Below are 26,497 nucleotides of genomic sequence, written 5' to 3'. Positions count from 1 at the left end.
ACGCCGATCTGGCCGAGGCACTGGGCCTGGCCACCACGGCCTCCCGGCCGCACTACGAGTGCGTGATCGTCGGCGCCGGCCCGGCCGGCCTCGCGGCGGGCGGCTACGCGGCCTCCGAGGGGCTGTCCACGCTGATGCTGGGCGCCCCGGCGCCGGGCTGCCCGGCGGTCGCGTCTCCGCGGGCCGCGCTTCCGCGGGCCGCGCGTCCGGTCAGCAGCCGGAACCAGCCGCCGAGCAGCGCGAAGGCGAGCACGACGGCGACGTCGACCCACAGGTCGGCGGTGTCGACGAGCTGCTTGTTGGCCAGGCCGTCGGGGCCGAAGGGCAGCAGGGAGTAGACGAGCTGGCGCAGCGGCAGCTGGTAGTTGCGGACCAGGACGACCGTGAGCAGCGCGCCGGCGGCGGCCGCGGCGGCGCGCACCCAGGGGCCGCGGGCGACGACGAGCCGGTTCCAGGCGGTGCGCCATCGGCCGAGCCGGCCGAAGCCGTAGAGCAGGGCGGCGTCGAAGAGCAGCTCGTAGAGCGGCTTGGCGGTCATACCGCCGTGGCCGGGCACGGGCTCGCCGTGCAGGTCCCACCAGTCGCCCGGGGTGAACAGCTTCAGCGGTTCGTCCCAGGCCTCCAGGTAGCCGTTGCGGATCAGGGACCAGAGCAGGGCGCAGGCCAGGAAGGAGATGAGGGCCGAGCTCAGCAGGGACCGGGCGGGGGTGGCCGCGTCCGGGTCCGGTTCGGGCCGCGGCACGTGGCCGAGGCGCCAGATCCCGGGCTCCGCCTCGGGCCGGGGGGTCCGCAGCCAGTCCGCGAGCGCGGTACCCGCGCTCGCGGCGGTACGGGGGGCGTGGGCGGGCATCGGCGGCGGCCCGGCGGGCCGGGGCACCTTGGCGGCCGCCCGGGCGCCGACGTGGCCGCGGGACGGCACCCCGTACCCCGCAGCGGTGTGGCCTGGAGACGGGGCGCCGTACCCGGCAGCGGCGTGGTCGCCGGCCTGGACGTCGTACCCGGCGGCGGTGTGGCCGGGAGACGGCACCCCGTACCCGGCAGCGGCGTCGCCGGAGGACGGCACCTCGTACCCGGCGGCACCGGGCCCGGTTCCGGAGGCGTCCGGGATGTCTGGCGTGTTCCGGCTGTCCAGGGTGTTCGGGCTGTCCTGGCCTCCGCCGCCGGGGCGGGCCGCGGCCCCCGGAACGCCCCGGCCGATGCCCCCGCCGCCGTCTTCCTCGTCGACGGCCGGCCGGAGGGCACCGGGGCCGTGTCCTGAGGTGCCCGGTGCGTCCTGGCCGCCACGGGCGGGGAAGGCCCGCGTACCCGCCCCGGACCCCTCCGGGCCGGCGGCGCCGGAGCCGTTGCCGGCCTCGGCGGAGCCGCCGTGTCCGTGCGTGCCGTCCGTGTCCATGAAACCCCTGCCCCCTGCCAGTTCCCTGTGCCGCCGCTCAATGTAGTGCCCGGCCCCGGCCCGTACGCCGCTCCTCGGCGCGATCCACGAGACATGCTCCGCACGCCTCCTATGGCCGTAGCGGACAAGGACACGCGGACACCACTACCGAACGGAGCATGCCGGAGCGCCTCCCCCGGGCCTAGCCTGCGGACAAAGACACAAGCGCGTCCGAAAACACCCCCAGGAGCCCACATGACCGCTGTCCCGCAGTCGCGCCACATCGTCACCGCGATCCCCGGCCCGAAGTCGCAGGAGCTGCAGGCCCGCCGTCTCGACGCGGTGGCCGGCGGCGTGGGCTCGGTGCTCCCCGTCTTCACGACCCGCGCGGGCGGCGGCATCATCGAGGACGTCGACGGCAACCGCCTGATCGACTTCGGCTCCGGCATCGCCGTGACCTCCGTCGGCGCCTCCGCCGAGGCCGTCGTGCGCCGCGCCTCCGCGCAGCTCGCCGACTTCACGCACACCTGTTTCATGGTCACGCCGTACGAGGGCTACGTCGAGGTCTGCGAGGCCCTGGCCGAGCTGACGCCGGGCGACCACGCCAAGAAGTCCGCGCTGTTCAACTCCGGCGCCGAGGCCGTCGAGAACGCCGTCAAGATCGCCCGCTCGTACACCAAGCGCCAGGCCGTCGTCGTCTTCGACCACGGCTACCACGGCCGCACCAACCTCACGATGGCGCTGACGGCGAAGAACATGCCGTACAAGCACGGCTTCGGCCCGTTCGCCCCCGAGGTCTACCGCGTGCCGGTCGCCTACGGCTACCGCTGGCCCACCGGCGCCGAGAACTGCGGCCCCGAGGCCGCCGCCCAGGCGATCGACCAGATCACCAAGCAGATCGGCGCCGAGAACGTCGCCGCGATCATCATCGAGCCGGTGCTCGGCGAGGGCGGCTTCATCGAGCCGGCCAAGGGCTTCCTCCCGGCGATCGTGAAGTTCGCCAACGACAACGGCATCGTCTTCGTCGCCGACGAGATCCAGTCCGGCTTCTGCCGCACCGGCCAGTGGTTCGCCTGCGAGGACGAGGGCATCGTCCCGGACCTGATCACCACCGCCAAGGGCATCGCGGGCGGTCTGCCGCTCGCCGCCGTGACCGGCCGCGCCGAGATCATGGACGCCGCCCACGCGGGCGGCCTCGGCGGCACCTACGGCGGCAACCCGGTGGCCTGCGCCGGCGCCCTGGGCTCCATCGAGACGATGAAGGAGCTCGACCTCAACGCCAAGGCCAAGCACATCGAGTCGGTGATGAAGTCCCGCCTGGCCGCCGTGCAGGAGAAGTACGACATCATCGGCGACATCCGCGGCCGCGGCGCGATGATCGCGATCGAGCTGGTCAAGGACCCGGCCACCAAGGAGCCGAACCCGGAGGCCGCCGGCGCGCTGGCCAAGGCCTGCCACGCCGAGGGCCTGGTCGTCCTCACCTGCGGCACCTACGGCAACGTGCTGCGCTTCCTGCCCCCGATCGTCATCGGCGACGACCTGCTGAACGAGGGCCTGGACATCATCGAGGCCGCGTTCGCGCGCATCTGAGCGAGCATCCGAACACCGTGCTCGATCTGTACCGCCGGTAACGGTCGGGCAATGTGAAGAAGGTGTGGGGGGCCGATGGCAGGACCGCGTTCCTGCTGTCGGTCCCCCTTTCGCTGCCGTACGGTTTCTGCAGATGAGTGAGAGACCCCGTCCTCGGGAAACCGGGGGCGACACCGGTACCGGGCTTCCCCAGCGCCGCACCGGGCATGCGTTCGCGCACACTCCTCGCCGATCGGACGGCCGTCCGCCCCAAACCCCCCGGGGCGAACGGCGACCCGATCCGGGCGGCCGTCCCGGAACCATCCCCCCTGTTCCGGGACGGCCGGCCATCCTCCTCCTTCTGCTCTGCCTGCTGGGCCTGGTGCTGACGACCTGGCAGGTCCTGGTCTCCGGTCCGCTGCTCGGGCCCGACGAGGCCCTCAGCCGCGCGGTGGTCCGCTCGGTCCCCGACGCCGTCACCGAACGCCTCGCCGACCTCGGCAACATCCCGGTCGCCGTGCCCGTACTGGCCGCGGCGATGGCGTACTCGGCGTGGCGCTCGCGCCGCTGGGCTCCCGCACTGACGGCGGGCGCGGCAATGGCCCTGGTCCCGGCGCTGGTCGTCCCGCTGAAGGAGTGGACCGCCCGCCCGGGCCCCCTGGAGCCGTGGGCGGCCGGCTACTTCCCGTCCGGCCACACGGCCACCTCGGCGGTGGCGTACCTGGGTGCGGCGCTGCTGATCACCCCGTACGCCCGCCGGCCCTGGCCGGTGGTGGCCGCCCTGGTCCTGACGGCGGCCACCGCGACCGGCCTGGTGCTACGGGGCTTCCACTGGCCGCTGGACGTCCTGGCCAGCTGTTTCCTGTGCGTACCGCTGCTGCTGGCGGTACGGCGCAGCACGCGGCGGCGTCACTGAGCGTCAGCCCTGGTCCCCCTCGTGGCCTGCGCGGCCCTCGTGGCCTTCGCGGCCCTCACGGCCTGCACGGCCTTCGCGGTCCCGTAACACCGTGGCGACCGCGTCGTGCATCGCGAGTTCCAGGAGGGCCGGGTCCGTCAGCGTGCCCTGCCCGTCGGGCAGGACCAGCCAGCGCATCCCGCCCGTGGCCCGGCCGGGGTGCGGGACCGCGACCCAGCTGCCGTGGCCGACGCCGCGGACACCCGTGCCGAGCCAGCGGGAGGCGGTGCCCTCGGGGACGAAGAAGCCCACCCGGGCGGCCGCGGAGCCGGCGAGGACCGGGCCGGGGCGGCCCGGGAGGCGGCGCAGTACGTGGAGGGCGGCCCGGCCCAGGTCCCCGGGCAGCACCAGCACGTCCCAGCGCCGGCCGGCGGGCAGCAGCGCGACCCCGAGGGGGTTGCGCTCCCACGCCCACCGGCAGGCGTCGGGATCCGGCGCCGCCGACACCAGCCATTCCACTGCCGTCCTGATCTCCGAGCCCTGCATCGCCCGGCCTCCGTTCCCGTTGGTGAGGGGTCCTCACCAGGCAGAGAGCGGGGCCGGGGCCGGCTATGACGCGGGTTGGCCTACGCCGAAGTGGTGAAGCGGATCGTGCGCGGGTGGACGGTGTGCGCCGGGGCGTGCCGGGCGGGGCGGGGCGGGCGCAGGCCGACGTAGGACGTGGGCCTACGCGGGCCGGCGCAGGTCAGCTGTCGAAGCCCAGGCCCAGGCGGTCGAGGGTCTTCAGCCACAGGTTCCGCCGGCCGCCCCGGGCGTCCGCGCGGGCCAGCGACCACTTGGTGAGCGTGATCCCGGTCCAGGCGAAGGGCTCGGGCGGGAACGGCATCGGCCGGGACCGCACCATCTCCAGCTCGGTCCGCTCGGTGCGGGCGCCGTCCAGCAGGTCCAGCATCACCTCGGCGCCGAAGCGCGTGGCACCGACGCCGAGCCCCGTGTACCCAGCGGCGTACGCGACCCGTCCCGAGTGCGCGGTGCCGAAGAAGGCGGAGAAGCGCGAGCAGGTGTCGATCGCCCCGCCCCAGGCGTGGCTGAAGCCGATGCCCTCCAGCTGCGGGAAGGCGGTGAAGAAGTGCTGGGCGAGCTTGAGGTAGGTCTCGGGCCGGTGGTCGTACTCGGAGTCGAGCCGGCCCTTGTAGGGGTAGATCGCGTCGTAGCCGCCCCACAGGATGCGGTGGTCGGGCGTGATGCGGAAGTAGTGGAACTGGTTGGCGCTGTCGCCCAGGCCCTGGCGTCCCTGCCAGCCGACGGCCGCCAGTTGGCCGGCCGTCAGCGGCTCGGTCATCAGCGCGTAGTCGTAGACGGGGACCGTGAACGGGCGGATCCGCTTGACCAGCGACGGGAAGATGTTGGTGCCGAGCGCCACCCGGCGGGCGAAGATCCGGCCGTACGGGGTGCGCACGGCCAGGCCGGCGCCGGAGGAGGCGAGGGAGAGCCCGCGGGTGTTCTCGTAGATCCGCACGCCGAGGCCGAGGCAGGCCCGCTTCAGGCCCCAGGCGAGCCGGGCGGGGTTGAGCATCGCCACACCGTCGGTGTCCCACAGGCCCGCGAGGAACGTCGGGGAGTCGACCTCGGCGCGCACCTCGTCCCGGTCCAGCCAGCGGGAGCCGCCGGCCAGGCCCAGCTTCCGGGCGTCCTCGTAGAGTGCGTGCAGCTCCTCGACCTGGTGCGGCTCGGTGGCCACGTCGATCTCGCCGGTGCGCTCGAAGTCGCAGTCGATGCCGTAGCGGGCGACCGCCGCCTCGATCTCGTCGAGGTTGCGGGCGCCCAGCTCCTCCAGCCGCGCGAGTTCGCCGGGCCAGCGGGCCAGTCCGTTGGCGAGGCCGTGCGTGAGGGAGGCGGCGCAGAATCCGCCGTTGCGGCCGGAGGCGGCCCAGCCCGCCTCCTTCGACTCGATCAGGACCACGTCCCGGGCGGGGTCGCGCTCCTTGGCGATCAGCGCGGTCCACAGGCCGCTGTACCCGCCGCCGACGACCAGCAGGTCGCAGGCCTCGTCGGAGGTCAGGGCCGGCTGTGCGGCGGGCTTGCCGGGGTCGTCCAGCCAGTACGAGACCGGCAGTGCTTCGGAAAGGGATTTCGCAACACTTCGCATGGCGGCTGGGGCCATGGATTCCAACTCCCTACGGGGCTATTCGGGCTGTGCCTTCTTGCGGCGGGCGCCGACCGTCTGGCCGACGAGTACCACCAGCACCGCGAGGACGAACATCGCCGTGCCGATGACGTTGATCTGGACGGGCGTACCGCGCTGGGCCGATCCCCACACGAACATGGGGAAGGTGACGGTGTTGCCCGAGTTGAAGTTGGTGATGATGAAGTCGTCGAAGGAGAGCGCGAAGGACAGCAGCGCTCCCGCGGCGATGCCGGGGGCCGCGATCGGCAGGGTCACGCGCAGGAAGGTCTGCGCGGGCCCGGCGTAGAGGTCGCGGGCGGCCTCCTCCAGCTGCGGGTCCATCGACAGCACGCGCGCCTTGACGGCGGCGACGACGAAGCTGAGGCAGAACATGATGTGGGCGATCAGGATCGTCCAGAAGCCCAGCTGGATGCCCATGTTGAGGAAGAGCGCGAGCAGCGAGGCCGCCATCACGATCTCGGGCATGGCCATCGGCATGAAGATCAGCGAGTTGACCGCGCCGCGCGCCCGGAAGCGGTAGCGGACGAGCGCGAAGGCGATCATCGCGCCGAGCACGGTGGCGCCGAGGGTGGCCCACAGGGCGATCTGGAGCGAGAGGGCGAGGGAGTCGCACAGGTCGGCGACCCCGCAGGGGTCCTTCCAGGCGTCGAGGGAGAACTCCTGCCAGGCGTAGTTGAAGCGCCCGGTGGGGTTGTTGAAGGAGAACACCGTCACGACGACGTTCGGCAGGATCAGGTACGCGAGCGTGACCAGCCCCGCGATGACGACGAGGTTGCGTCGCAGCCACTGCATCAGACCAGGTCCTCCGTCCCCGCTCGGCGGATGTAGATGGTGACCATGACCAGGACGACGGCCATGAGGATGAAGGACAGCGCGGCGGCCGTCGGGTAGTCGAGGATCCGCAGGTACTGCGACTGGATGACGTTGCCGATCATGCGGGTGTCGGCGGACCCGAGCAGTTCGGCGTTGACGTAGTCGCCGCTGGCCGGGATGAAGGTGAGCAGCGTGCCGGCGACCACGCCCGGCATGGACAGCGGGAAGGTGACCTTCCGGAAGACCGTGGCGGGGCGGGCGTACAGGTCCTGCGCGGCCTCGTGGAGGCGGGTGTCGATGCGCTCCAGCGAGGTGTAGAGCGGAAGGATCATGAAGGGCAGGAAGTTGTACGTCAGACCGCACACGACGGCCAGCGGGGTGGCGAGCACCCGGTCGCCCTCGGTCAGGCCGAGCCAGCTGGTGACGTCGAGGAAGCCGACGGTGTTCAGGGCGGCGACCACGGGTCCGCCGTCGGCCAGGATCGTCTTCCAGGCCAGGGTGCGGATCAGGAAGCTGGTGAAGAACGGCGCGATGACGAGGATCAGCAGCAGGTTGCGCCAGCGGCCCGCCCGGAAGGCGATCAGGTAGGCGAGCGGGTAGCCCAGCAGCAGGCACAGCGCGGTGGCCGTGCCGGCGTAGAGCAGGGAGCGCAGGAACTGCGGGTAGTACTCGGTGAGCGCGTCCCAGTAGGTCCGGAAGTGCCAGGTGACCTGGAAGCCCTCTTCGAGGGAGCCGGTCTGCACCGAGGTCGAGGCCTGGTAGGCCATCGGCAGCACGAAGAAGACCAGCAGCCACAGGATGCCGGGCAGCAGCAGCCAGTACGGTACGAGGCGCTTGCGGGCGGACGGCTTGTGCGCCGGGGGCTCGGCGGGGGCGGCCGCCTGCGGCGGCGCTGCGGTGGCGCTCACGCGGACTCCTCGACCAGCTGCTCGGCGCCGGCGACGGCCGTCGTCCCCGCCAGCATGGACTGGGCGGCGTCGAGGCCGAAGGTGTGCTCGGGGTTCCAGTGCAGGACCACCTCGGCGCCGGGCACGAGCCGGCCGTCGCGCTCGATGTTCTGCACGTACACCTCCAGCTCCGGGCAGACCGCGCTGTCGACGACGTACTGGGTGGAGACGCCGATGAAGGAGGAGTCCACGATCCGGCCCGTGACCTTGTTGCGGCCGGCGCCGATCGTGTGCTCCTCGTCCGCCGGGACCACGGAGATCTTCTCGGGGCGGACGCCCACCAGCAGCTGTCCGCCGGCGCGCGGGGTGGTCGAGCAGCGGGCCACCGGCAGCCGCAGCTTGGCGCCGGAGGCGGAGACGTCGACGTCGCCGCCTGCGCCGCCGACGGACTCCACGGAGGCCTGGATGAGGTTGGAGGTGCCCAGGAAGTTGGCCACGAAGGTGGTGCGCGGGTTCTCGTAGAGCTCGGCCGGCGCGCCCAGCTGCTCGACGCGGCCGGCGTTCATCACGGCGACCGTGTCGGCCATGGTCATGGCCTCCTCCTGGTCGTGCGTGACGTGCACGAAGGTGATGCCGACCTCGGTCTGGATGCGCTTGAGCTCCAGCTGCATCTGGCGGCGCAGCTTGAGGTCGAGGGCGCCGAGCGGCTCGTCGAGGAGGAGCACCTGGGGGTGGTTGATGAGGGCGCGGGCGACGGCCACGCGCTGCTGCTGGCCGCCGGAGAGCTGGTGCGGCTTGCGGCGGGCGAACTGGCCGAGCTGGACCAGCTCCAGCATCTCGTCGACCTGCTTCTTGACCGACGTGATGCCGCGGCGGCGCAGGCCGAAGGCCACGTTCTCGTAGATGTCCATGTGCGGGAAGAGCGCGTAGCTCTGGAAGACGGTGTTGACCGGCCGCTTGTACGGGGGCAGGTGGGTCACGTCGCGGTCGCCGAGGCCGACCGTGCCGGTGGAGGGCTCCTCCAGCCCGGCGATCATGCGCAGGGTGGTGGTCTTGCCGCAGCCGGAGGCGCCGAGCAGGGCGAAGAAGGAGCCCTGGGGGATGGTGAGGTCGAGCGGGTGGACGGCGGTGAAGGTGCCGTAGTGCTTGCTGATCCCGGCGAGGCGGACGTCGCCGCCCTCGGTCTTGTCAGTCATGGGTCGCGGTCCCGGGGGTGAGGAGGTGGGCGGAGGGGGCGGCGTCAGGACGGCCGCCGGCGCGTCGGAGGTGTCCGACCCGTCGGACGCGTGGGACGCGTCGGACGCATCGCACACGTCGGACGCATCGGACGCGTCGGACGCGTCGGACGCGTCAGGAGCCGATGAGCTTGGCGAACTTCTCCTCGTACGACGTCTCTTCCTCGGACGTGAGGGAGCGGAACGCGTGCGCCTTCCGGGCCATCGCCTTGTCCGGGACGATCAGGGGGTTCTCCGCCAGCTTGGGGTCGATCTTCGCAAGCTCTTCCTGGACGCCGTCGACCGGGCAGACGTAGCTGATGAAGGCCGCCAGCTGCGCTGCGATCGCGGGCTCGTAGTAGAAGTCGATCAGCTTCTCGGCGTTGGTCTTGTGCCGTGCCTTGGCCGGGACCAGGAGGTTGTCGCTGGAGGTGAGGTAGCCGGCGGCGGGGATGGCGTACTGGATGTCGGGGTTGCCCGCCTGGAGCTGGATGACGTCGCCCGCCCAGGCCAGACAGGCGGCGAGGTCGCCCTTGTCGAGGTCCGAGGTGTAGTCGTTGCCCGTGAAGCGGCGGATCTGCTTCTTGTCCACGCCCTTCTGGAGCCTGCCCACGGCCGCGTCGTAGTCGGCGGTGGTGAACGTCGCCGGGTCCTTGCCCATGTCGAGCAGGGTCATGCCGACCGTGTCGCGCATCTCGGTGAGGAAGCCGACCCGGCCCTTGAGCGAGGGGTCGTCGAGCATCTGGGTGACCGAGTCGACCTTCTTCCCGTCGGTCGCCTTGGTGTTGTAGGCGATGACGGTGTCGATGCCGGTCCAGGGGTAGCTGTAGGCGCGGCCCGGGTCCCAGTCGGGGTTGCGGAACTGCGGGATCAGGTTGGCGTAGGCGTGCGGCAGGTGGGAGGGGTCCAGCTTCTGCGCCCAGCCGAGGCGGATGATGCGGGCGGCCAGCCAGTCGGTGACGACGATCAGGTCGCGGCCGGTGTCCTGGCCGGCGGCGAACTGCGGGCGGATCTTGCCGAAGAACTCGACGTTGTCGTTGATGTCCTCGGTGTAGTCGACCGTGATCCCGGTGCGCTTCTTGAACTCCTCCAGCGTCGGGTGGGTCTTCTCGTCGTCGCTGACGTCCATGTACTCGGTCCAGTTGGAGAAGTTGAGCTCCTTCTCCTGCTCCGAGTGGTCGTCGGAGGGGGCCGCGTTGCCGCCCTCGCGTTTGGCGGGCGGGATCCCGCAGCCGCTCAGGCCGTACAGGCCGCCGACGGTGAGCGCCCCGATGCCGGAGGCGCGCAGCAGCGAGCGGCGGGTGAGGGCACCGCGCCCGCTGGTCAGGCTGCGCCGCATCGCGGCGAGTTGTGCCGCCGAGAGGGGGTCGGGCTCGTGCTGCTGCATGCTTACGCCTTTCGGGAAGGGTGGGCCGCTGGTCGGGCGGCGGGGGCTGCGCGGCCGAAGCCGGGCGGTGTCAGGTGCGGTCCCCGAAAACGGTGCGGTGCCAGTCCTTCGCAGCCGCTCCCGTGTTGTCGTACATCACGTGCTTGACCTGCGTGTACTCCTCGAAGGAGTAGGCGCTCATGTCCTTTCCGAAGCCGCTCGCCTTGTAGCCTCCGTGGGGCATCTCGCTGATGATCGGGATGTGGTCGTTGACCCATACGCAGCCCGCCTTGATCTCGCGGGTGGCCCGGCCGGCGCGGTAGACGTCGCGGGTCCAGGCGGAGGCGGCCAGCCCGTACGGGGTGTCGTTGGCCAGGGCGATGCCCTCGTCGTCGGTGTCGAAGGGCAGCGCCACCAGGACCGGGCCGAAGATCTCGCTCTGGACGACCTCGCTGTCCTGGGCGGCGCCGGCGATCAGGGTCGGGGCGTAGTACGCGCCGTCCGCGAGGTCGCCGCCGGGAACCGTGCCGCCGGTGACCACGGTGGCGTACGCGCGGGCCCGCTCGACGAAGCCGGCGACGCGGTCGCGCTGGGCGTGGGAGACCAGCGGGCCGAGGTCGGTGCCGGCGTCGAAGGGGTTGCCGAGGCGGACGGTGCCCATCAGCTCGGCGACGCGGGCGACGAAGGCGTCGTACAGGGGGCGCTGGACGTAGGCGCGGGTGGCGGCGGTGCAGTCCTGGCCGGTGTTGATGAGGCTGCCCGCGACGGCGCCCTGAGCGGCGGCCTCCAGGTCGGCGTCGTCGAAGACGACGAAGGGGGCCTTGCCGCCCAGTTCCAGGTGCAGCCGCTTGACGGTGGTGGTGGCGATCTCGGCGACCCGCCGGCCGACGGGGGTGGACCCGGTGAAGGAGGTCATGGCCACGCCCGGGTGGCCGACCAGGTGCTCGCCCGCCTCCCGGCCGGCGCCCGTGACGATGTTGACGACGCCGTCGGGGATGCCGGCCCGGGTGGCCGCCTGGGCGAACATCAGGGAGGTCAGCGGGGTCAGCTCGGCCGGCTTGAGGACGACGGTGTTGCCGGCGGCTATGGCCGGGAGGATCTTCCAGGCGGCCATCTGCAGCGGGTAGTTCCAGGGGGCGATGGAGCCGACCACGCCGATGGCCTCGCGGCGTACGTAGGAGGTGTGGTCGCCGGAGTACTCGGCGGCGGCCTGGCCCTGGAGGTGGCGGGCCGCGCCGGCGAAGAACGCGGTGTTGTCGATCGTGCCGGGCACGTCGAACTCGGTGGACAGCTTGAGCGGCTTGCCGCACTGGAGGGACTCGGCGTACGCGAAGTCCTCGGCCTCCTCGGTGAGGACGGCCGCGAGCCGGTGCAGGGCGTCGGAGCGCTCGGCGGGGGTGGCTCCCGACCAGCCGGGGAAGGCGCGCGCGGCGGCGACGACGGCCGCGTCGACGTCCTCGGCCGAGGCCAGCCGGCAGGTGAGGACGTTCTCGCCGGTGGCCGGGTCCACGACGGTGTGCGAGGTGGCGGAGGTGCCGGACCTGAGCTGCCCGTCGATGTACTGCGCGCCGTCTGCGAAGCGGTCTTTGACATGGAAGCGGTTGCCCATCACGCTCTCCGTAGCTCCAGCTCGAATTGAGTGCCGATCCTGACAGAGGGAAGGCACCTGGCCAAGTGATTCCGTTGTTGCCTTTTGGTTACGCGACGGAATCGGTCGACCATGTGTCGAGGCCTGCCGCAATTCCCGTACGAAGTGTCCGTGGCGGCTGCCAGACTCACGTGCATGGAGAAGATCGACAACCTGATCGAGCAGGTCAACCGTGGTGAGCGGGTGAAGTATCTGCCCTTCTGGGGGCACCGCCCCAGGCCGGACGGCTCACTGGGTCCGAGCTGTCTCAGCCAGTGGTGGCCTGCACCTTTCACCGTGAGTGACACCCACTATGCCACCGCGGAGCACTGGATGATGGCCGAGAAGGCCCGGCTGTTCGGGGACGCGGAGGCCGAGCGGGCGGCACTGGAGGCGACCTCGCCGGCGGCGGCCAAGAAGGCCGGGCGGCTCGTGCGTGGCTTCGACGACACCGTGTGGCAGCGCGAGCGGTACGGGATCGTGGTGGCGGGCAGCGTGCACAAGTTCGCCTCGACCCCGCAGCTGCGCGCGTACCTGCTGGGGACGGGCGAGCGGGTGCTGGTGGAGGCGAGCCCGCTCGACCGGATCTGGGGCATCGGGCTGGCCGCCGACGACGAGCGGGCCCTGGACCCGACGCGCTGGCGCGGGCTGAACCTGCTCGGCTTCGCCCTGATGGAGGCCCGGGCACGGCTGCGCGAGAGCTGAGCGGAAAACCGGTGGCGGTGCGCCGGGGGGCCTCCTAGGCTGCTCCGCAGTCACGCGCCTCCCGGTGCGCCGGCTGCGGATCCTTCCTACGAAACCAAGTGACGCCGCCGCCATGAAGATCTCGGGAGGTGCGTGCGCGGGGCACCCGGCGCGCGGCATCCGGTGCGCAGGCGCCGCGGCTGCGCGGGCGCCGGAGGTACGCAGGCGCCGCGGCTGCGCGCGCCGGGGTCCTTCCGACACCGGTCCGGAGGTCGCGGGTTCGCGTCCCGCTCGGCCATCAGCCATCGGCCCACGGGCCGGTCGGCCGGCCTGTGGAGCGACCACCGGCTGGTCGGCCGGTGGAGCAGCGCGGTGGCCCGCCGGGCTCACCAGCCGCAGCCGATCCCGGTCTCCGCGTCCCCGCCACCTCCTCAGACCACCCCTGCCCCTTTCGAATCCGGGGGGATTCCCGCTGGCCCGCTCCCGCTCCCGCTTCCGCTTCACGCAGCGCGTGTCCAAGATCTGGCCCGAGATGCTCGTGGCCCCGTCCGTCTCCGCCGCAGCGGCCGCAGCCGCAGCCGCCGCCCACCCTGCCCGACAGTCCGGCGCCGCCCGCACCTGGCAAGGGCACATCCTCAACCACCAGGGCGGCACGGGCTTCCTGCGCGACCCGCACGCCGAGCTGTTCCTGCTGGCCGTGACCAACTTCGTGCAGCAGGACACCTTCTACGAGAGCGCCGCCGACCGCGACGCGCGGTACGCGGCCCTGGTGCGCCGGCTCGCCGTCGAGGACCCGGAGTGGACCGCCGGGCTGCTGGCCTGGCTGCGCCGTGAGGGCAACATCCGCACCGCCTCGCTCGTCGGCGCGGCCGAGTACGTCAAGGCGCGGCTGGACGCGGGGGCGACGGAGGGACCGTCCAACCGGTCCGTGGTCGACTCCGTGCTCCAGCGGGCCGACGAGCCCGGCGAGTTGCTCGCGCACTGGACCGCGACGTACGGCCGCAACGTGCCCAAGCCGGTCAAGCGCGGCATCGCCGACGCCGTCCGGCGGCTGTACACCGGCAGATCGCTGCTGAAGTACGACACCGCGTCCAAGGACTTCCGCTTCGGCGACGTCCTCAACCTCGTGCACGCCTCCCCCGACCCGGCCAAGCCCTGGCAGGGCGAGCTGTTCGCGCACGCCCTGGACCGCCGCCACCGGCCGGACGGCGCCGTACCACCCGCCGGGAACCGCATGCTGACGGCCCATCGGGCGCTCATGGAGCTGCCGGTCGCCGAACGCCGGGCCGTCGTCACCGCCCCGGACGGCGCGCAGCGCCTGGCCGAGGCCGGCATGACCTGGGAGGCGCTGGCGGGCTGGCTCCAGGGTCCGATGGACGCGGCGGCCTGGGAGGCCGTGATCCCGTCCATGGGGCCGATGGCTCTGCTGCGCAACCTGCGGAACTTCGACGAGGCGGGCGTCGGCGACGAGGCGGCCGCACGGGTCGCGGCGCAGCTCGCCGACCCCGAGGTCGTCGCCCGGTCCCGGCAGTTCCCCTTCCGCTACCTCGCCGCCCACCGGCACGCGCCTTCCCCGCGCTGGGCCGAGGCGTTGGAGGCCGCGCTCGGCCACTCGCTGTCGAACGTGCCCGCGCTGCCGGGGCGGACGCTGATCCTGGTCGACCGGTCGGGGTCGATGTTCTGGAACCGGCTCTCCGAGCGCTCCCTGCTCACCCGGGCGGACGCGGCGGCCGTCTTCGGCACGGCGCTGGCGATGCGGGCCGAGCACGCCGACCTGGTGCAGTTCGGCACGGGCAGCTCGCCCGTCCCGTACGACAAGGGGGAGCCGGTGCTGGCGGTGCTGGAGCGCTTCAGCGACCTCGGCGGCACCGAGACCACCAGGGCGCTGCGCACCCGCTTCCGCGGCCACGACCGGGTCCTGATCGTCACCGACGAGCAGGAGGCGTACGCCGGCCGCACCCCGGGCGACCAGGTGCCCCCCGCGGTCCCGGTCTACACCTGGAACCTGGCCGGCTACCGGGTGGGCCACATGCCGGCGGCCGGGCCGAACCGGCACACCTTCGGGGGCCTGACGGACGCCGCCTTCCGGCTGGTGCCCCTCGTCGAGGCGGGCCGCGAGGCCCGCTGGCCCTGGACGGGGTGAGTGCTCAGGTCCGGTCGTGGACCTGGGATATCTGGTACGGCCTGCTGCGCGGCCGGTCGTCGTCCCTGTCCGGCAGCGGGCCCAGGTCCCTGAGCATGCCGAAGGCCATCACCACCATGAGCACGCTCAGCACCATGCCGACGATCCCGAGGATGAGGCCAGCCAGCGCCATACCGCCGTTGTCGGCCTCGCCGCGCGTGGCCCGGCCGCGCCCCAGGGCGCCGAAGATCACGGCCAGGGCGCCCAGGACGAGCGCGAGGAAGCTGGTCCAGCAGCCGATCACGGAGAGGATGCCGAGGACCAGGGCGGTCACTCCGAAGCCGTTGCGCGGCCGGCCGGCGTACGGCAGGTATCCCGCTGCGCCTGGCTGGCCGTATCCCGGGTACCCCGGGTATTCCGGGTACGCCGCGTATCCCGGGTACCCGTACCCGGCGGATGCGGACCCGGCGGGCACGTGCGCCGACGGGGCGGGTATGTGCGCCGCCGGGGCGGGCCCGGTCGGCACGTCCGCGGGTCCGGCCGGCGGGCCGAAGCCCGCAGGGGCGCCCGGCGTCGGGTAGCCGTAACCGGCCGCGGGCGGGGTGGCGGACGGCTCCACCGCCCCCGGCATCCCGGCCAGCGTCGGCTGGTCGTGCAGCGAGGGCCGGCCCGGCGCCGGCCCGGACTGCGGCTGTTTGTCCTGCGCCTGTGCGTCCTGCCGCGGCCCGGCCGCCGGCTGTCCGGGCGGCGCCCACGGGTCCCCGGGCTGCGGACTCTGCTCGTTCATGATCGGTACCCCCTCGTACGGCCATGCTAAGCGCTGCCCCCGACAGCGCCCGGCCTGCCTACGATGAGGGCGATCCTGTCCGACCCGTTCCCCGGAGGCCCCCTCATGCCCGACCTGCACCCCTTCATCGCGGGGCTGCCCAAGGCGGAGCTGCATGTCCACCACGTCGGCTCGGCCTCGCCGCGCATCGTCGCCGAGCTGGCGGCCCGGCACCCGGACTCCAAGGTCCCCACCGACCCCGAGGCACTCGCCGACTACTTCACCTTCACCGACTTCGCCCACTTCATCGACGTCTACCTGTCCGTGGTGGACCTCGTGCGCACCCCGGAGGACGTGCGGCTGCTGACCTTCGAGGTCGCCCGCGACATGGCCCGGCAGAACATCCGCTACGCCGAGCTGACCATCACCCCGTACTCCTCCACCCGCCGCGGCATCGACGAGCGGGCGTTCATGGAGGCCATCGAGGACGCCCGCAAGGCCGCCGAGTCCGAGCTCGGCGTGATCCTGCGCTGGTGCTTCGACATCCCCGGGGAGGCCGGCCTGGAGGCCGCCGCCGAGACCGCCCGCCTCGCCGTGGACCTGCGCCCCGAGGGCCTGGTCTCCTTCGGGCTCGGCGGACCCGAGATCGGTGTGCCCCGCCCGCAGTTCAAGCCGTACTTCGACGCGGCGCGCGCCGCGGGGCTGCACAGCGTCCCGCACGCCGGCGAGACCACCGGCCCGCAGACGATCTGGGACGCCGTGGGCGAGCTGGGCGCCGAGCGCATCGGCCACGGCACCAGCTGCGTCAAGGACCCCGCCCTGCTCGCATACCTGGCCGAGAACCGCATCGCGCTGGAGGTCTGCCCCACCTCCAACATCGCCACCCGCGCCGTCGCCGACCTCGACCAGCACCCGGTCAAGGAGATGGTGCAGGCGGGCGTGCTCGTCACCATCAACAGCGACGACCCGCCGATGTTCGGCTCCGACCTCAACAACGAGTACGCGGTCGCCGCCCGGCTGCTGGACCTCGACGAGCGGGGCCTGGCCGAGCTCGCCAAGAACGCCGTCGAGGCCTCCTTCCTCGACCCGGCCGGCAAGGCGCGGCTGGCGGAGGAGATCGACACGTACACCGCCGCCTGGCTGGCCCGCTGACGCCTGCGGAGAATGGGGATCATGCGCACCCTGACTGTCGTCGGCCACCGCGGTGATCCCTACCGGGTCCGTGAGAACACCCTCGGCTCGCTCCGCTCCGCGTTCGCGCGCGGAGCGGACGCCGTCGAGATCGACGTACGGCTGACCCGGGACGGTGTCCCGGTGCTGCTGCACGACGAGACCCTGGAGCGGTTGTGGGGCCACGACGTGCGGCTGGACGCCGTCACGGCCCCGCAGCTGCGCGAGCTGACGGAGGGCGGGGTACCGACGCTGCGCGACGCGCTGGCGGTGACCGCCGCGGGGCGGGTGATGATCGACCTGCCGGGCGCGTCGTACGAGTCGGTGCGGACGGTCGTGGACCTGGTGCGCGCCTGCGGGGCCCGCGACCGTGCGTACTACTGCGCCGGCCCGCGCACGATGCTGGCGGTGCGGGCCGCCGACCCGGGCGCCGAGATCGCCCTGACCTGGACCACGCTGAGCCCGCCGCGCCGGGTACTGCTCGACGCGGTGGCGCCGGCCTGGCTCAACTACCGCTTCGGGCTGGTCGACCGGGAGCTGGTGGACGCGTTGCACGCGGAAGGGCTGCGGGTGTCGGCCTGGACGCCGGACACCCGGTGGAGCATGCGCCGGGTGCTGCGCGCCGGGGTGGACTCGGTCACCACCAACCGGCTGGACGCGCTGGCCGCCGTACGTGCGGCGGGCGCCGGCCGGTGACGCAAACACCGATACCGGCGGGCCGCCGGGGCTGGGCGGCGGCGCGGGCACCGGTACGGGCGGGCCGCCGCGGGTGGGCGGCCGCGCGGGAGCTCGTCCGCCGGGTGCGGGCCGCCGATCCGCGCCTGGCAGATCCGGTGCTGGCGCTGCTGGTGCAGGTCGCCACGACGATCCCGTTCGTGGTGCCCCGCGGCCCGCAGGAGCCGCCGGCCACCCTGGCGGCGTACCTGCTGACCTCGCTGGGGAACCTGCCGCTGGTGTGGCGGCGCCGGGCACCGGTGCTCGTCGCCTTCGGGGTGATGGCGGCCGGGGGCGTCTACCGGCTGAGCCTCGACGGGCCGGGGCAGCCGCTGCCGTACGCCGGGCTGATCGTGCTCTACACGATCGCGCTGCTGTGCCCGCCCCGGGTGCGGACGGCGATGGCCGCGATCACCGTCGTCGTGGTGTTCGTCTCGGTGGCCCTCAACACCCGGACCCCGAGGGAGCTGCTGTTCTCGCTGTTCGTCTTCGCCGCGGCGTACGCGCTGGGGCGCCTGCAGGCCACCCGGCAGGCGTACACGGCGGCCGTCGAGGACCGGGCGGCGCAGCTGGAGCGGGCCAACCGGATCGAGGCGGAGCAGGCGGCGGCACGCGAACGGGCCCGGATCGCCCGGGAGATGCACGACATCCTCTCCCACGCCGTCAGCATCATGGTGGTGCAGGCGGAGGCCGGTCCGCTGGCGGTGCGGCGGGACCCGGAGCGGGCGGAGGCCGCGTTCGACGCGATCGCCGAGACCGGGCGGGACGCGATGGCGCAGCTGCGCCGGATGCTCGGCGTCCTGCGGGACGAGGGCGACGGCCACGGGGGCGCGCCGCGCGCGCCGCAGCCGGGCGTGGCGGGGCTGCCGGCGCTGCTGGAGCGGGTGCGGCTGGGCGGGCCGGAGGTGGCGTACGAACGGACGGGCCGGGTCCGCGCGTTGCCCGGCGCGGTGGACACGGCGGTGCACCGGGTGGTGCAGGAGGCGCTGACGAACGTGGTGAAGCACGCGCGGGCCACGTCGGTGGCGGTGCGGATCGACTACGGGGAGGAGGACGTGACGGTCACGGTGACGGACGACGGGCGGGGAGCCGGGGTGCAGCTGTCCGGTGGGCGGGTGTCGGGGCGGCAGGCGTCCGGCATGCAGGGGGCCGGGGAGCAGGCGTCCGGCATGCAGGGGGCCGGGGAGCAGGCGTCCGGCATGCAGGGGGCCGGGGAGCAGGCGTTCGGCGGGCGGTGGCCCGGTGGGCACGGGCTGATCGGGATCCGGGAGCGGGCGGCCGCGCACGGGGGCACGGCGTCCGCCGGGCCGGGTCCGGACGGGACGGGCTTCGAGCTGCGGGTCCGGCTTGTAACCTCGGCGCCGGAGGTGGGGAATTGACGATCCGTGTGGTGGTGGCCGACGACCAGGAGCTGGTGCGCAGCGGGTTCGCGCTGATCCTCGGGGTGCAGGACGGCATCGAGGTGGTGGCGGAGGTGGGCGACGGCGCGGCGGCCGTCGAGGCGGTGCGCCGGCACTCCCCCGACGTGGCCCTCCTCGACATCCGCATGCCGGTGTTGGACGGCATCGAGGCGTGCCGCGCGATCTGCGCGCAGACGGCGTGCCGGACGGTCATGCTGACCACCTTCGACTCGGACGAGTACGTGTACGAGGCGCTGCACGCGGGGGCGAGCGGGTTCCTGCTCAAGGACGTGCGGCGGGACGACCTGGTGCACGCGGTGCGGGTGGTGGCGGCCGGGGAGTCGCTGCTGGCGCCGTCGGTGGCGCGCCGGCTGATCGAGGAGTACACGGCGGTGACCGCGGCGGGCCGGCCGGTGGCGGGGGCGGCGGCCGGGTCGGGTGCGGGCGCCGCGCGGCTGGCGGTGCTGACCGCGCGGGAGCGGGAGACGTTGGAGCACGTGGCACGCGGGCTGTCGAACGCGGAGATCGCGGGAGCGCTGTCGGTGAGCGAGCACACGGTCAAGACGCACGTGGGGAACGTGCTGGCGAAGCTGGGTCTGCGGGACCGGATCCAGGCGGTCATCTGCGCGTACGAGACCGGGCTGGTCGGCGCGGCGGGGTCGGCCGGGCATCCCTGAGATCCCTCTGGGGAGTGAGGCGCGGCGTGTCGCCTCCCTCGCGCCGGTGAGTTGTCGTACCGGTGAAGATGGCTCTTGGTGGTGATCCGGGCTACAGCCCCTGACCTGCAGCATTGAGGTCGTCGGGGTGTGAGCCCCGCAGGTTGAAGCCAAGGGGGAGACCACCATGAACGCACGCACGCGCACACTGCTCGCCACCGCCCTCGTCCTGGGTGTCGCGGCCGGTCCGGAGGTCGCACACGCGGCGCCGGCGCCCGCGCCGGCAGCCGTGGCCGCGGCCGGGTCCGCAGTCCGGTCGGCCGAGGGTCCGATCGTGGCGAGCCCACCGGACGCCGCGGCTCTGCAGCAGGCCCTCTCGGGGGTCGGCGCGCAACACGAGGACGCCACGGCGGCGCTGGTCCGGGTGGGGGGCACGAGCGGCAGCTGGCGCGGGAGCGCCGGGGTCGCGGACATCCGCACCGGGCGCGAGGCGATCGAGCAGGGCCGCTTCCGGGCCGGCTCGGTGACCAAGACCTTCACGGCCGCCGTCGTGCTCCAGCTGGCAGCGGAGGGCAAGGTCGATCTGAACCGGCCGGTGCAGCAGTACCTGCCGGGGCTGCTGCCGGACACCTTCCGGCCGGTGGCGGTGCGTCATCTGCTGAACTACACGAGCGGGATCAAGTCGCCCGACGGTCCGGACACGTTCGAGGAGGAGTACGCGCAGCGGTTCGACGTGCTCGATCCGCGGGAGATGATCGCGAATGCCGTGGCCAAGGGACCGGAGTCCGAGCCGGGCGAGAAGCAGCACTACCAGAACATCAACTACACGATCCTCGGCGTGCTGATCGAGGAGCTGACCGGGCAGTCGTACGAGAAGGCGGTCGGGGACCGTGTCCTGAAGCCGCTGGGCCTGCACCACACGTCGTTCCCGGGCCGCCACCGGACGGGGATACCGGGCCCGCACAACCGCGGCTACCAGGCGGTCGGCGACGGGCTGGTGGATGTGACGGAGTGGAACTCGTCGTCCAGGTGGGCCGCGGGGGACATCATCTCCACCACCGCCGACCTGGAGCGCTTCACCGTGGCCCTGTTCAGCGGCTGTGTGGTACCGAAGCCGCAACTGGAGGAGATGTTCACGGTGCCCGACGTCAAGGACTTCACCACGGGCAAGCCCGCCCAGCTGACGGCCGGGATGTCGCGGATCGTCCTGCCGGACGGCACCGAGGCCTGGGGCAAGTCCGGCGGCCGGTACGGCTACAACACGGGCATGGGAGCGACCCGCGACCTGTCCCGCACGCTGGTCTACTCGGTCAACTCCACGGACGCGAAGGGCCCCGGCATGAATCCGGTGGCCCTGCGCATAGTCCAGGCGGCCTTCAAGCGGTGACGGCGGTGACGGCGGTCCGGGCTTCCAGCCGCTTGATCATGCGGTGCAGGACCAGCAGGGGGATCACGCCGAAGAAGCCGAAGGACATGTCGATCAGGCTCCACCAGAACGGGATCCCGCGGATCGGTCCGCAGATCAGGGCCAGCGGGACGATGCCGGCACAGGCGATCATGCCCGCCTCGACGATCCAGATGTTGCGGACCGGGTCGCGGTGGACGCCGTAGAAGAAGACCGCGATGACCAGGTGGGCGAAGGCCAGCCAGTCGGTGCCGTAGAGGAGGAAGGGGTATTCGGCATCGGCCCGCTCCAGCCCGTCCCCGACCCGGCGGAGCCACTCGTGGGACACCAGCCCGTTGGCCCACCGGAGTTCGGTGACCAGCGGGAAGGCGGTGAGCCCGCTGAGGACCAGACAGACGACGAACACGGCCAGCCAGACACGGATGCGCCGCTCAAGGGCGGTTCTCTCGCTCATGACCGCAACCCTATGCCCCAGTACTGAACATGTTCAAGATGGGTTTTGAACGCGTTCGACACGCTCGGCGCGGCCTGCGTGCAGGGTGGGGCGAGGCAGTGGGATCAGGGGGTCGGGCCTGGGACTGGAGGCACGGCGAAGGGCGGGCCGTGGACCTGGTCCACAGCCCGCCCCGTCACCGCTCGTCCGGGCCGCCAGGGCCCGCGGTTCAGCCGTCCAGCGAGGTCATCACGTGCTTGATGCGGGTGTAGTCCTCGAAGCCGTAGGCGGAGAGGTCCTTGCCGTAGCCGGACTTCTTGTAGCCGCCGTGCGGCATCTCGGCGACCAGCGGGATGTGGGTGTTGATCCACACACAGCCGAAGTCGAGGTTCTTGGACATGCGCATCGCGCGGGCGTGGTCCTTGGTCCACACGGAGGAGGCGAGGGCGTACTCGACACCGTTCGCGTACTCCAGGGCCTGGGCCTCGTCCGTGAAGGACTGGACCGTGATGACCGGGCCGAAGACCTCGTTCTGGATGATCTCGTCGTCCTGCTTGAGGCCGGAGACGACGGTCGGGGCGTAGAAGTAGCCCTGCTCGCCGACCTGGTGGCCGCCCGCCTCGACCTTGGCGTGGGCGGGGAGGCGCTCGATGAAGCCGGCGACCTGCTTGAGCTGGTTGGGGTTGTTCAGCGGGCCGTAGAGCACGTCCTCGTCGTCCGGCCGGCCGGTCTTCGTGTCGGCGGCGGCCTTGGCCAGCGCCGCGACGAACTCGTCGTGGATGGACTCGTGCACCAGCACGCGGGTGGCGGCCGTGCAGTCCTGGCCGGCGTTGAAGTAGCCCGCGACCGCGATGTCCTCGACGGCCTTGGCGAGGTCGGCGTCCTCGAAGACGACGACCGGGGCCTTGCCGCCGAGCTCCAGGTGGACGCGCTTGACGTCCTTGGAGGCGCTCTCGGCGACCTGCATGCCGGCGCGCACGGAGCCGGTGATGGAGGCCATCGCCGGGACGGAGTGCTCGACCATGGCCTTGCCGGTCTCACGGTCGCCGCAGATGACGTTGAAGACGCCCTTGGGCAGGATCGAGTCGATGATCTCGGCCATCAGGACGGTGGAGGCCGGGGTGGTGTCCGAGGGCTTGAGCACCACGGTGTTGCCCGCCGCGATGGCCGGGGCGAACTTCCACACGGCCATCATCATCGGGTAGTTCCACGGCGCGACCTGGGCGCAGACGCCGACCGGCTCACGGCGGACGATCGAGGTCATCCCGTCCATGTACTCGCCGGCGGAGCGGCCCTCCAGCATGCGGGCCGCACCGGCGAAGAAGCGGATCTGGTCCACCATCGGCGGCAGCTCCTCGCTGGCCGTCAGGCCCAGCGGCTTGCCGGTGTTCTCCGACTCCGCGGCGACGAGCTCCTCGGCGCGGGCCTCGAAGGCGTCGGCGATCTTGAGCAGGGCCTTCTGGCGCTCGGCGGGCGTGGTGTCGCGCCAGCCCGGGAAGGCTGCCGCGGCGGCTGCCATCGCGGCGTCGACATCGGCCTGGCCGGAGAGCGGGGCGGTGGCGTACACCTCGCCGGTGGCGGGGTTGACCACCTCGGTGGTCCGCCCGTCGGCGGCGTCCTTGAACTCCCCGCCGATGTAGTTGCGCAGACGACGCAGTTCGGTGGTCACTACAGCCACACTCCTGATCCCATGTCCAGTGATTGAGACAACTCTCCCAGACTAGTCCCTCAGGTGACGCTTTCGACAGGCCCAGCTGGCATGAACTACGAAATCCGTGAGATCAGAATCGCTTCACAACGGATTTCATCGATTCCGTCTTGCGGAACTGTCGACTCCTCGTGCACAGTGATGGCGTGGTCAGTCGAAGCGCAGATACCAGGAACAGACAACCGTCCCCTTCGGTCGATGCTGTGTCCCTGGCGATCATCGAGCAACTGCAGGAGGACGGTCGCCGTCCCTACGCAGCCATCGGCAAGGCCGTCGGCCTGTCCGAGGCTGCCGTGCGCCAGCGCGTGCAGAAGCTCCTCGACCAGGGCGTCATGCAGATCGTGGCCGTCACCGACCCGCTCACCGTGGGCCTGCGCCGCCAGGCCATGGTCGGCATCAACGTCGAAGGCGACGTCGACCCGGTGGCCGACGCGCTGACCGCGATGGCCGAGTGCGAGTACGTGGTGATGACCGCGGGCTCGTTCGACCTGATGGTGGAGATCGTCTGCGAGGACGACGACCACCTGTTGGAAACGATCAACAAGAAGATCCGCGCGCTCCCCGGCGTGCGATCCACCGAAAGCTTCGTTTACCTGAAGCTGAAGAAGCAGACCTACATGTGGGGAACCCGATAACCGTGACCCAGGACCTGTCCAAGACCGCGTACGACCACCTGTGGATGCACTTCACCCGCATGTCCTCGTACGAGAACTCGCCCGTCCCCACCATCGTGCGGGGCGAGGGCACCTACATCTACGACGACAAGGGCAAGCGCTACCTGGACGGTCTCGCCGGACTGTTCGTGGTCAACGCCGGCCACGGCCGCAAGGAGCTGGCCGAGGTCGCCTACAAGCAGGCCCAGGAACTCGCCTTCTTCCCCGTGTGGTCCTACGCCCACCCGAAGGCCGTGGAGCTCGCCGAGCGGCTCGCGGGCTACGCGCCGGGCGACCTGAACAAGGTCTTCTTCACCACCGGCGGCGGCGAGGCGGTCGAGACCGCCTGGAAGCTCGCGAAGCAGTACTTCAAGCTCAAGGGCAAGCCGACCAAGTACAAGGTCATCTCCCGCGCGGTCGCCTACCACGGCACCCCGCAGGGCGCCCTGTCCATCACCGGCCTGCCGGCGCTCAAGGCCCCCTTCGAGCCGCTGGTACCCGGCGCCCACAAGGTCCCGAACACCAACATCTACCGCGCCCCGATCCACGGCGACGACCCCGAGGCCTTCGGCCGCTGGGCCGCCGACCAGATCGAGCAGCAGATCCTCTTCGAGGGCCCCGACACCGTCGCGGCCGTCTTCCTGGAGCCGGTGCAGAACGCCGGCGGCTGCTTCCCGCCGCCGCCCGGGTACTTCCAGCGGGTCCGCGAGATCTGCGACACCTACGACGTGCTGCTCGTCTCCGACGAGGTCATCTGCGCCTTCGGCCGCCTCGGCACGATGTTCGCCTGTGACAAGTTCGGCTACGTGCCCGACATGATCACCTGCGCCAAGGGCATGACCTCGGGCTACTCCCCGATCGGCGCCTGCATCGTCTCGGACCGCATCGCCGAGCCGTTCTACAAGGGCGAGAACACCTTCCTGCACGGCTACACCTTCGGCGGCCACCCGGTGTCGTCGGCGGTGGCCCTGGCCAACCTCGACATCTTCGACAACGAAGGCCTCAACCAGCACGTGCTGGACAACGAGGGCGCCTTCCTCAAGACGCTGCAGAAGCTCCTCGACCTGCCGATCGTCGGCGACGTCCGCGGCAACGGCTTCTTCTACGGCATCGAGCTCGTCAAGGACAAGGCCACCAAGGAGTCGTTCACGGACGAGGAGACCGAGCGCGTGCTCTACGGCTTCCTGTCCAAGGCGCTCTTCGAGAACGGCCTGTACTGCCGGGCCGACGACCGCGGCGACCCGGTCGTCCAGCTGGCCCCGCCGCTGATCGCCGACCAGGGAACGTTCGACGAGATCGAGCAGATCCTGCGCACGGTGCTCACCGAGGCGTGGACCAAGCTGTAGGAAGCAGCCCGCGGAGCGAGCGGTGAATCGTTCCGCCCCACCGGCCCGGATCCTCCGTTCGAGTGAGAACGCGGGGGTCCGGGCCGTGTGCTGCCGTCCGCCGGGACGTTTATCTCTTTACATCTCTGTACGGCGCCAGTGACCGATCCGGCTCCGCTTCGTTCCCCCGGACGGAGGTGTGTACGCCATGGTGGCTCCCCCGGACAACGATGTGCTCTGGGCCCGGTCCCTGCACTACTCCCACCGAGGTTCGCCCGGCCTGGTCGGCGTCTCGGTCGGCGTCCGCGAAGGCGAGATCCTCGCGGTGACCGGCCCGCGCGGCAGCGGCAAGACCACCCTGCTGCGGTGCCTGTCCGGGCAGCTGGTCCCCGACGAGGGCGAGGTCTGGTTCAACAGCGTCCCGGTGCACACCATGGGCCGGCTGACCCGTGAACGGCTGCGCCGTGACCGTTTCGGCTGGATCGGCCCCGAGCCGCAGCTCCTGCCCGAGCTGCGGGTCTGGGAGAACGCCGCCCTGCCGCTGCTGATCACCGGAACCGGGCACCGTACGGCCAAGCGCGCGGCGGCCGAGTGGCTGGAGCGCCTCGACCTTGGCCCCTTCGCGGGTAAGCGCCCCAGCGCGCTGAGCCGGGCCGAGGCCCAGCGGGTCGCCCTCGCCCGGGCCCTGGTCAACGAGCCCGCGGTGATCTTCGCCGACGAGCCCACCGCCCCGCTGCACCGCGCCGACCGCGCCCTGCTGCTGCGGACGCTGACCACCGCGGCCCGCTCCCACGCGATCACCGTGGTCGTGGCCACGCACGACCCCGACACCGCCGCGGCCGCCGACCGGCGCCTGGCGCTGCTCGACGGCCGGCCGGCCGGGGCCGCCGGACCCGGGTGGCCCACCGACACGGAGGGCCAGGCGGCGTGCTCCCTCTCCGCCTAGTCCGCGGCTCGCGGCCCCTGGTCCAGCTGCGCCGGCTGCTGGTCGCGGCCGCCTCGGCAGGCTCCGGATTCCTGCTCCTGCACGTCCTGGCGGGCGCGCTCGACCGGCCTGCCGGATCGTTCCCCCGGCTGCTGTGGGCCCTGGTCCCGGTCGCCCTGACGGTGCAGATGGCCGTGGCAGTGGCCCGTACCGACCCGTCGGTCCGGCCCCCGGAGGGCCCCGACGCCCCCGGGCTGGGCCGCGTGCGCCGCGCCGTGGCGGCCGCCGTCTCCACCGCCGTGGCCTGTGCGCTGGGCAGCCTGACGGCACTGGCCGTCTTCCTGCACCTGCGCGGTGAGCTCACCGGGCTGCCCTTCGACGGGGCCGGCGCCGCACTGCTGCACGCGGACCGGCCGCTTCCGGTGGCCGCCGCACTCACCCTGCTCGCGCTGGTGCCGCTGACCGCCTCGGCGGCGGCCGCCCTCTGTCTGCGCAGCCGGCCGAGCCGCACGGCGGAGGCCGACCTGCCGTGGGGCGTGGCACTCACCGCGTGCGGCCTCGCCGTCGAGGCGTACGCGGGCCCCGGCACGGCCGGGACGCTGGCC

At 72.3% G+C, this 26,497-nt stretch carries 23 protein-coding genes and 1 pseudogene; 13 read left to right on the top strand and 11 right to left on the bottom strand.

The annotated features are described in order from the left end of the window. Positions 1-103: 103 nt before the first annotated feature. Positions 104-1,393, bottom strand: a complete 1,290-nt coding sequence (locus GPJ59_RS37370; protein WP_258024328.1) for a hypothetical protein — start codon at positions 1,391-1,393, stop codon at positions 104-106. Between the two features lie 234 nt (positions 1,394-1,627). Here GPJ59_RS37370 and gabT point away from each other — a divergent pair, with 234 nt between their 5' ends. Together gabT and GPJ59_RS13290 are read left to right on the top strand one after the other, a co-directional pair. After that, complete coding sequence (gene gabT, locus GPJ59_RS13295) at positions 1,628-2,962, top strand: 4-aminobutyrate--2-oxoglutarate transaminase (RefSeq protein ID WP_219667299.1); 1,335 nt, start codon at positions 1,628-1,630, stop codon at positions 2,960-2,962. Positions 2,963-3,323: 361 nt separating this feature from the next. Beyond that, positions 3,324-3,857, top strand: coding sequence for a phosphatase PAP2 family protein (locus tag GPJ59_RS13290; RefSeq protein ID WP_308120274.1), 534 nt, complete (start codon positions 3,324-3,326; stop codon positions 3,855-3,857). A gap of 3 nt (positions 3,858-3,860) precedes the next feature. Here GPJ59_RS13290 and GPJ59_RS13285 read toward each other — a convergent pair whose 3' ends face one another. From GPJ59_RS13285 to GPJ59_RS13255, 7 genes are all read right to left on the bottom strand, one after another. Continuing rightward, the gene (locus GPJ59_RS13285; RefSeq protein ID WP_258024327.1) at positions 3,861-4,382 is read right to left on the bottom strand and encodes a bifunctional DNA primase/polymerase; all 522 of its coding nucleotides are present in this window, start codon (positions 4,380-4,382) and stop codon (positions 3,861-3,863) included. A 199-nt stretch (positions 4,383-4,581) separates the two neighbouring features. Then, positions 4,582-6,000 carry an NAD(P)/FAD-dependent oxidoreductase gene (locus GPJ59_RS13280; protein WP_219667297.1) on the bottom strand — a complete coding sequence of 473 codons (1,419 nt, stop codon included), beginning with the start codon at positions 5,998-6,000 and terminating at the stop codon, positions 4,582-4,584. A gap of 21 nt (positions 6,001-6,021) precedes the next feature. Beyond that, the gene (locus tag GPJ59_RS13275; protein ID WP_219667296.1) at positions 6,022-6,816 is read right to left on the bottom strand and encodes an ABC transporter permease; all 795 of its coding nucleotides are present in this window, start codon (positions 6,814-6,816) and stop codon (positions 6,022-6,024) included. Beyond that, positions 6,816-7,745 carry an ABC transporter permease gene (locus GPJ59_RS13270; protein ID WP_219667295.1) on the bottom strand — a complete coding sequence of 310 codons (930 nt, stop codon included), beginning with the start codon at positions 7,743-7,745 and terminating at the stop codon, positions 6,816-6,818. Before GPJ59_RS13270 ends, GPJ59_RS13275 begins: the two co-directional genes overlap by 1 nt. Then, positions 7,742-8,920 carry an ABC transporter ATP-binding protein gene (locus GPJ59_RS13265; RefSeq protein WP_219667294.1) on the bottom strand — a complete coding sequence of 393 codons (1,179 nt, stop codon included), beginning with the start codon at positions 8,918-8,920 and terminating at the stop codon, positions 7,742-7,744. The genes GPJ59_RS13270 and GPJ59_RS13265 overlap by 4 nt, the downstream gene beginning before the upstream one ends. 154 nt (positions 8,921-9,074) lie before the next feature. Then, on the bottom strand, positions 9,075-10,325 hold the full coding sequence (locus tag GPJ59_RS13260) for a polyamine ABC transporter substrate-binding protein (RefSeq protein WP_219667293.1): 1,251 nt from the start codon (positions 10,323-10,325) through the stop codon (positions 9,075-9,077). A gap of 70 nt (positions 10,326-10,395) precedes the next feature. Continuing rightward, positions 10,396-11,913 (bottom strand): gamma-aminobutyraldehyde dehydrogenase, encoded by a 1,518-nt coding sequence (locus tag GPJ59_RS13255; protein ID WP_219667292.1) that lies wholly within the window; start codon positions 11,911-11,913, stop codon positions 10,396-10,398. A 174-nt stretch (positions 11,914-12,087) separates the two neighbouring features. On the opposite strand from GPJ59_RS13255, the gene GPJ59_RS13250 reads away from it, so the two are divergent. Together GPJ59_RS13250 and GPJ59_RS13245 are read left to right on the top strand one after the other, a co-directional pair. Continuing rightward, a complete protein-coding gene (locus GPJ59_RS13250) occupies positions 12,088-12,636 on the top strand; it encodes an NADAR family protein (RefSeq protein ID WP_219667291.1) in 549 nt (182 codons plus the stop codon). Between the two features lie 511 nt (positions 12,637-13,147). Next, a complete protein-coding gene (locus tag GPJ59_RS13245) occupies positions 13,148-14,758 on the top strand; it encodes a TROVE domain-containing protein (protein ID WP_219667301.1) in 1,611 nt (536 codons plus the stop codon). Between the two features lie 4 nt (positions 14,759-14,762). On the opposite strand, the gene GPJ59_RS13240 is transcribed toward GPJ59_RS13245, so the two are convergent. Beyond that, the gene (locus GPJ59_RS13240) at positions 14,763-15,524 is read right to left on the bottom strand and encodes a DUF4190 domain-containing protein (protein WP_219667290.1); all 762 of its coding nucleotides are present in this window, start codon (positions 15,522-15,524) and stop codon (positions 14,763-14,765) included. Positions 15,525-15,629: 105 nt separating this feature from the next. Here GPJ59_RS13240 and GPJ59_RS13235 point away from each other — a divergent pair, with 105 nt between their 5' ends. From GPJ59_RS13235 to GPJ59_RS13215, 5 genes are all read left to right on the top strand, one after another. Then, entirely contained in the window at positions 15,630-16,655 is a 1,026-nt protein-coding gene (locus tag GPJ59_RS13235; protein WP_219667289.1) for an adenosine deaminase, read from the top strand. A 21-nt stretch (positions 16,656-16,676) separates the two neighbouring features. Beyond that, positions 16,677-17,369, top strand: a complete 693-nt coding sequence (locus GPJ59_RS13230) for a glycerophosphodiester phosphodiesterase (protein WP_219667288.1) — start codon at positions 16,677-16,679, stop codon at positions 17,367-17,369. A gap of 125 nt (positions 17,370-17,494) precedes the next feature. Beyond that, positions 17,495-18,766, top strand: a complete 1,272-nt coding sequence (locus GPJ59_RS13225) for a sensor histidine kinase (protein WP_219667300.1) — start codon at positions 17,495-17,497, stop codon at positions 18,764-18,766. Continuing rightward, the gene (locus GPJ59_RS13220) at positions 18,763-19,464 is read left to right on the top strand and encodes a response regulator transcription factor (protein ID WP_219667287.1); all 702 of its coding nucleotides are present in this window, start codon (positions 18,763-18,765) and stop codon (positions 19,462-19,464) included. Before GPJ59_RS13225 ends, GPJ59_RS13220 begins: the two co-directional genes overlap by 4 nt. Before the next feature lie 166 nt (positions 19,465-19,630). Further along, a complete protein-coding gene (locus GPJ59_RS13215) occupies positions 19,631-20,830 on the top strand; it encodes a serine hydrolase domain-containing protein (RefSeq protein ID WP_219667286.1) in 1,200 nt (399 codons plus the stop codon). Here the strand turns inward: GPJ59_RS13215 and GPJ59_RS13210 are convergent. Together GPJ59_RS13210 and GPJ59_RS13205 are read right to left on the bottom strand one after the other, a co-directional pair. Further along, a complete protein-coding gene (locus tag GPJ59_RS13210) occupies positions 20,820-21,302 on the bottom strand; it encodes a hypothetical protein (RefSeq protein ID WP_219667285.1) in 483 nt (160 codons plus the stop codon). The genes GPJ59_RS13215 and GPJ59_RS13210 overlap by 11 nt on opposite strands. Positions 21,303-21,510: 208 nt before the next feature. Continuing rightward, the gene (locus tag GPJ59_RS13205; RefSeq protein ID WP_219667284.1) at positions 21,511-22,950 is read right to left on the bottom strand and encodes a gamma-aminobutyraldehyde dehydrogenase; all 1,440 of its coding nucleotides are present in this window, start codon (positions 22,948-22,950) and stop codon (positions 21,511-21,513) included. A 170-nt stretch (positions 22,951-23,120) separates the two neighbouring features. On the opposite strand from GPJ59_RS13205, the gene GPJ59_RS13200 reads away from it, so the two are divergent. The 4 genes and pseudogenes from GPJ59_RS13200 to GPJ59_RS13185 all read left to right on the top strand — a co-directional run. After that, entirely contained in the window at positions 23,121-23,624 is a 504-nt protein-coding gene (locus GPJ59_RS13200) for an Lrp/AsnC family transcriptional regulator (RefSeq protein WP_219667283.1), read from the top strand. After that, entirely contained in the window at positions 23,609-24,988 is a 1,380-nt protein-coding gene (locus GPJ59_RS13195; protein ID WP_219667282.1) for an aspartate aminotransferase family protein, read from the top strand. The genes GPJ59_RS13200 and GPJ59_RS13195 overlap by 16 nt, the downstream gene beginning before the upstream one ends. Before the next feature lie 178 nt (positions 24,989-25,166). Further along, on the top strand, positions 25,167-25,913 hold the full coding sequence (locus tag GPJ59_RS13190) for an ABC transporter ATP-binding protein (protein WP_219667281.1): 747 nt from the start codon (positions 25,167-25,169) through the stop codon (positions 25,911-25,913). Then, a pseudogene (locus GPJ59_RS13185) lies at positions 25,895-26,497 on the top strand (hypothetical protein); the annotation flags it as partial. The gene GPJ59_RS13190 and the pseudogene GPJ59_RS13185, both read left to right, overlap by 19 nt.

This window comes from Streptomyces bambusae, assembly GCF_019400985.1.
GTDB classification, from domain to species: Bacteria; Actinomycetota; Actinomycetes; order Streptomycetales; family Streptomycetaceae; genus Streptomyces; species Streptomyces bambusae_A.
This window is presented reverse-complemented; position numbering and strand designations above follow the sequence as displayed.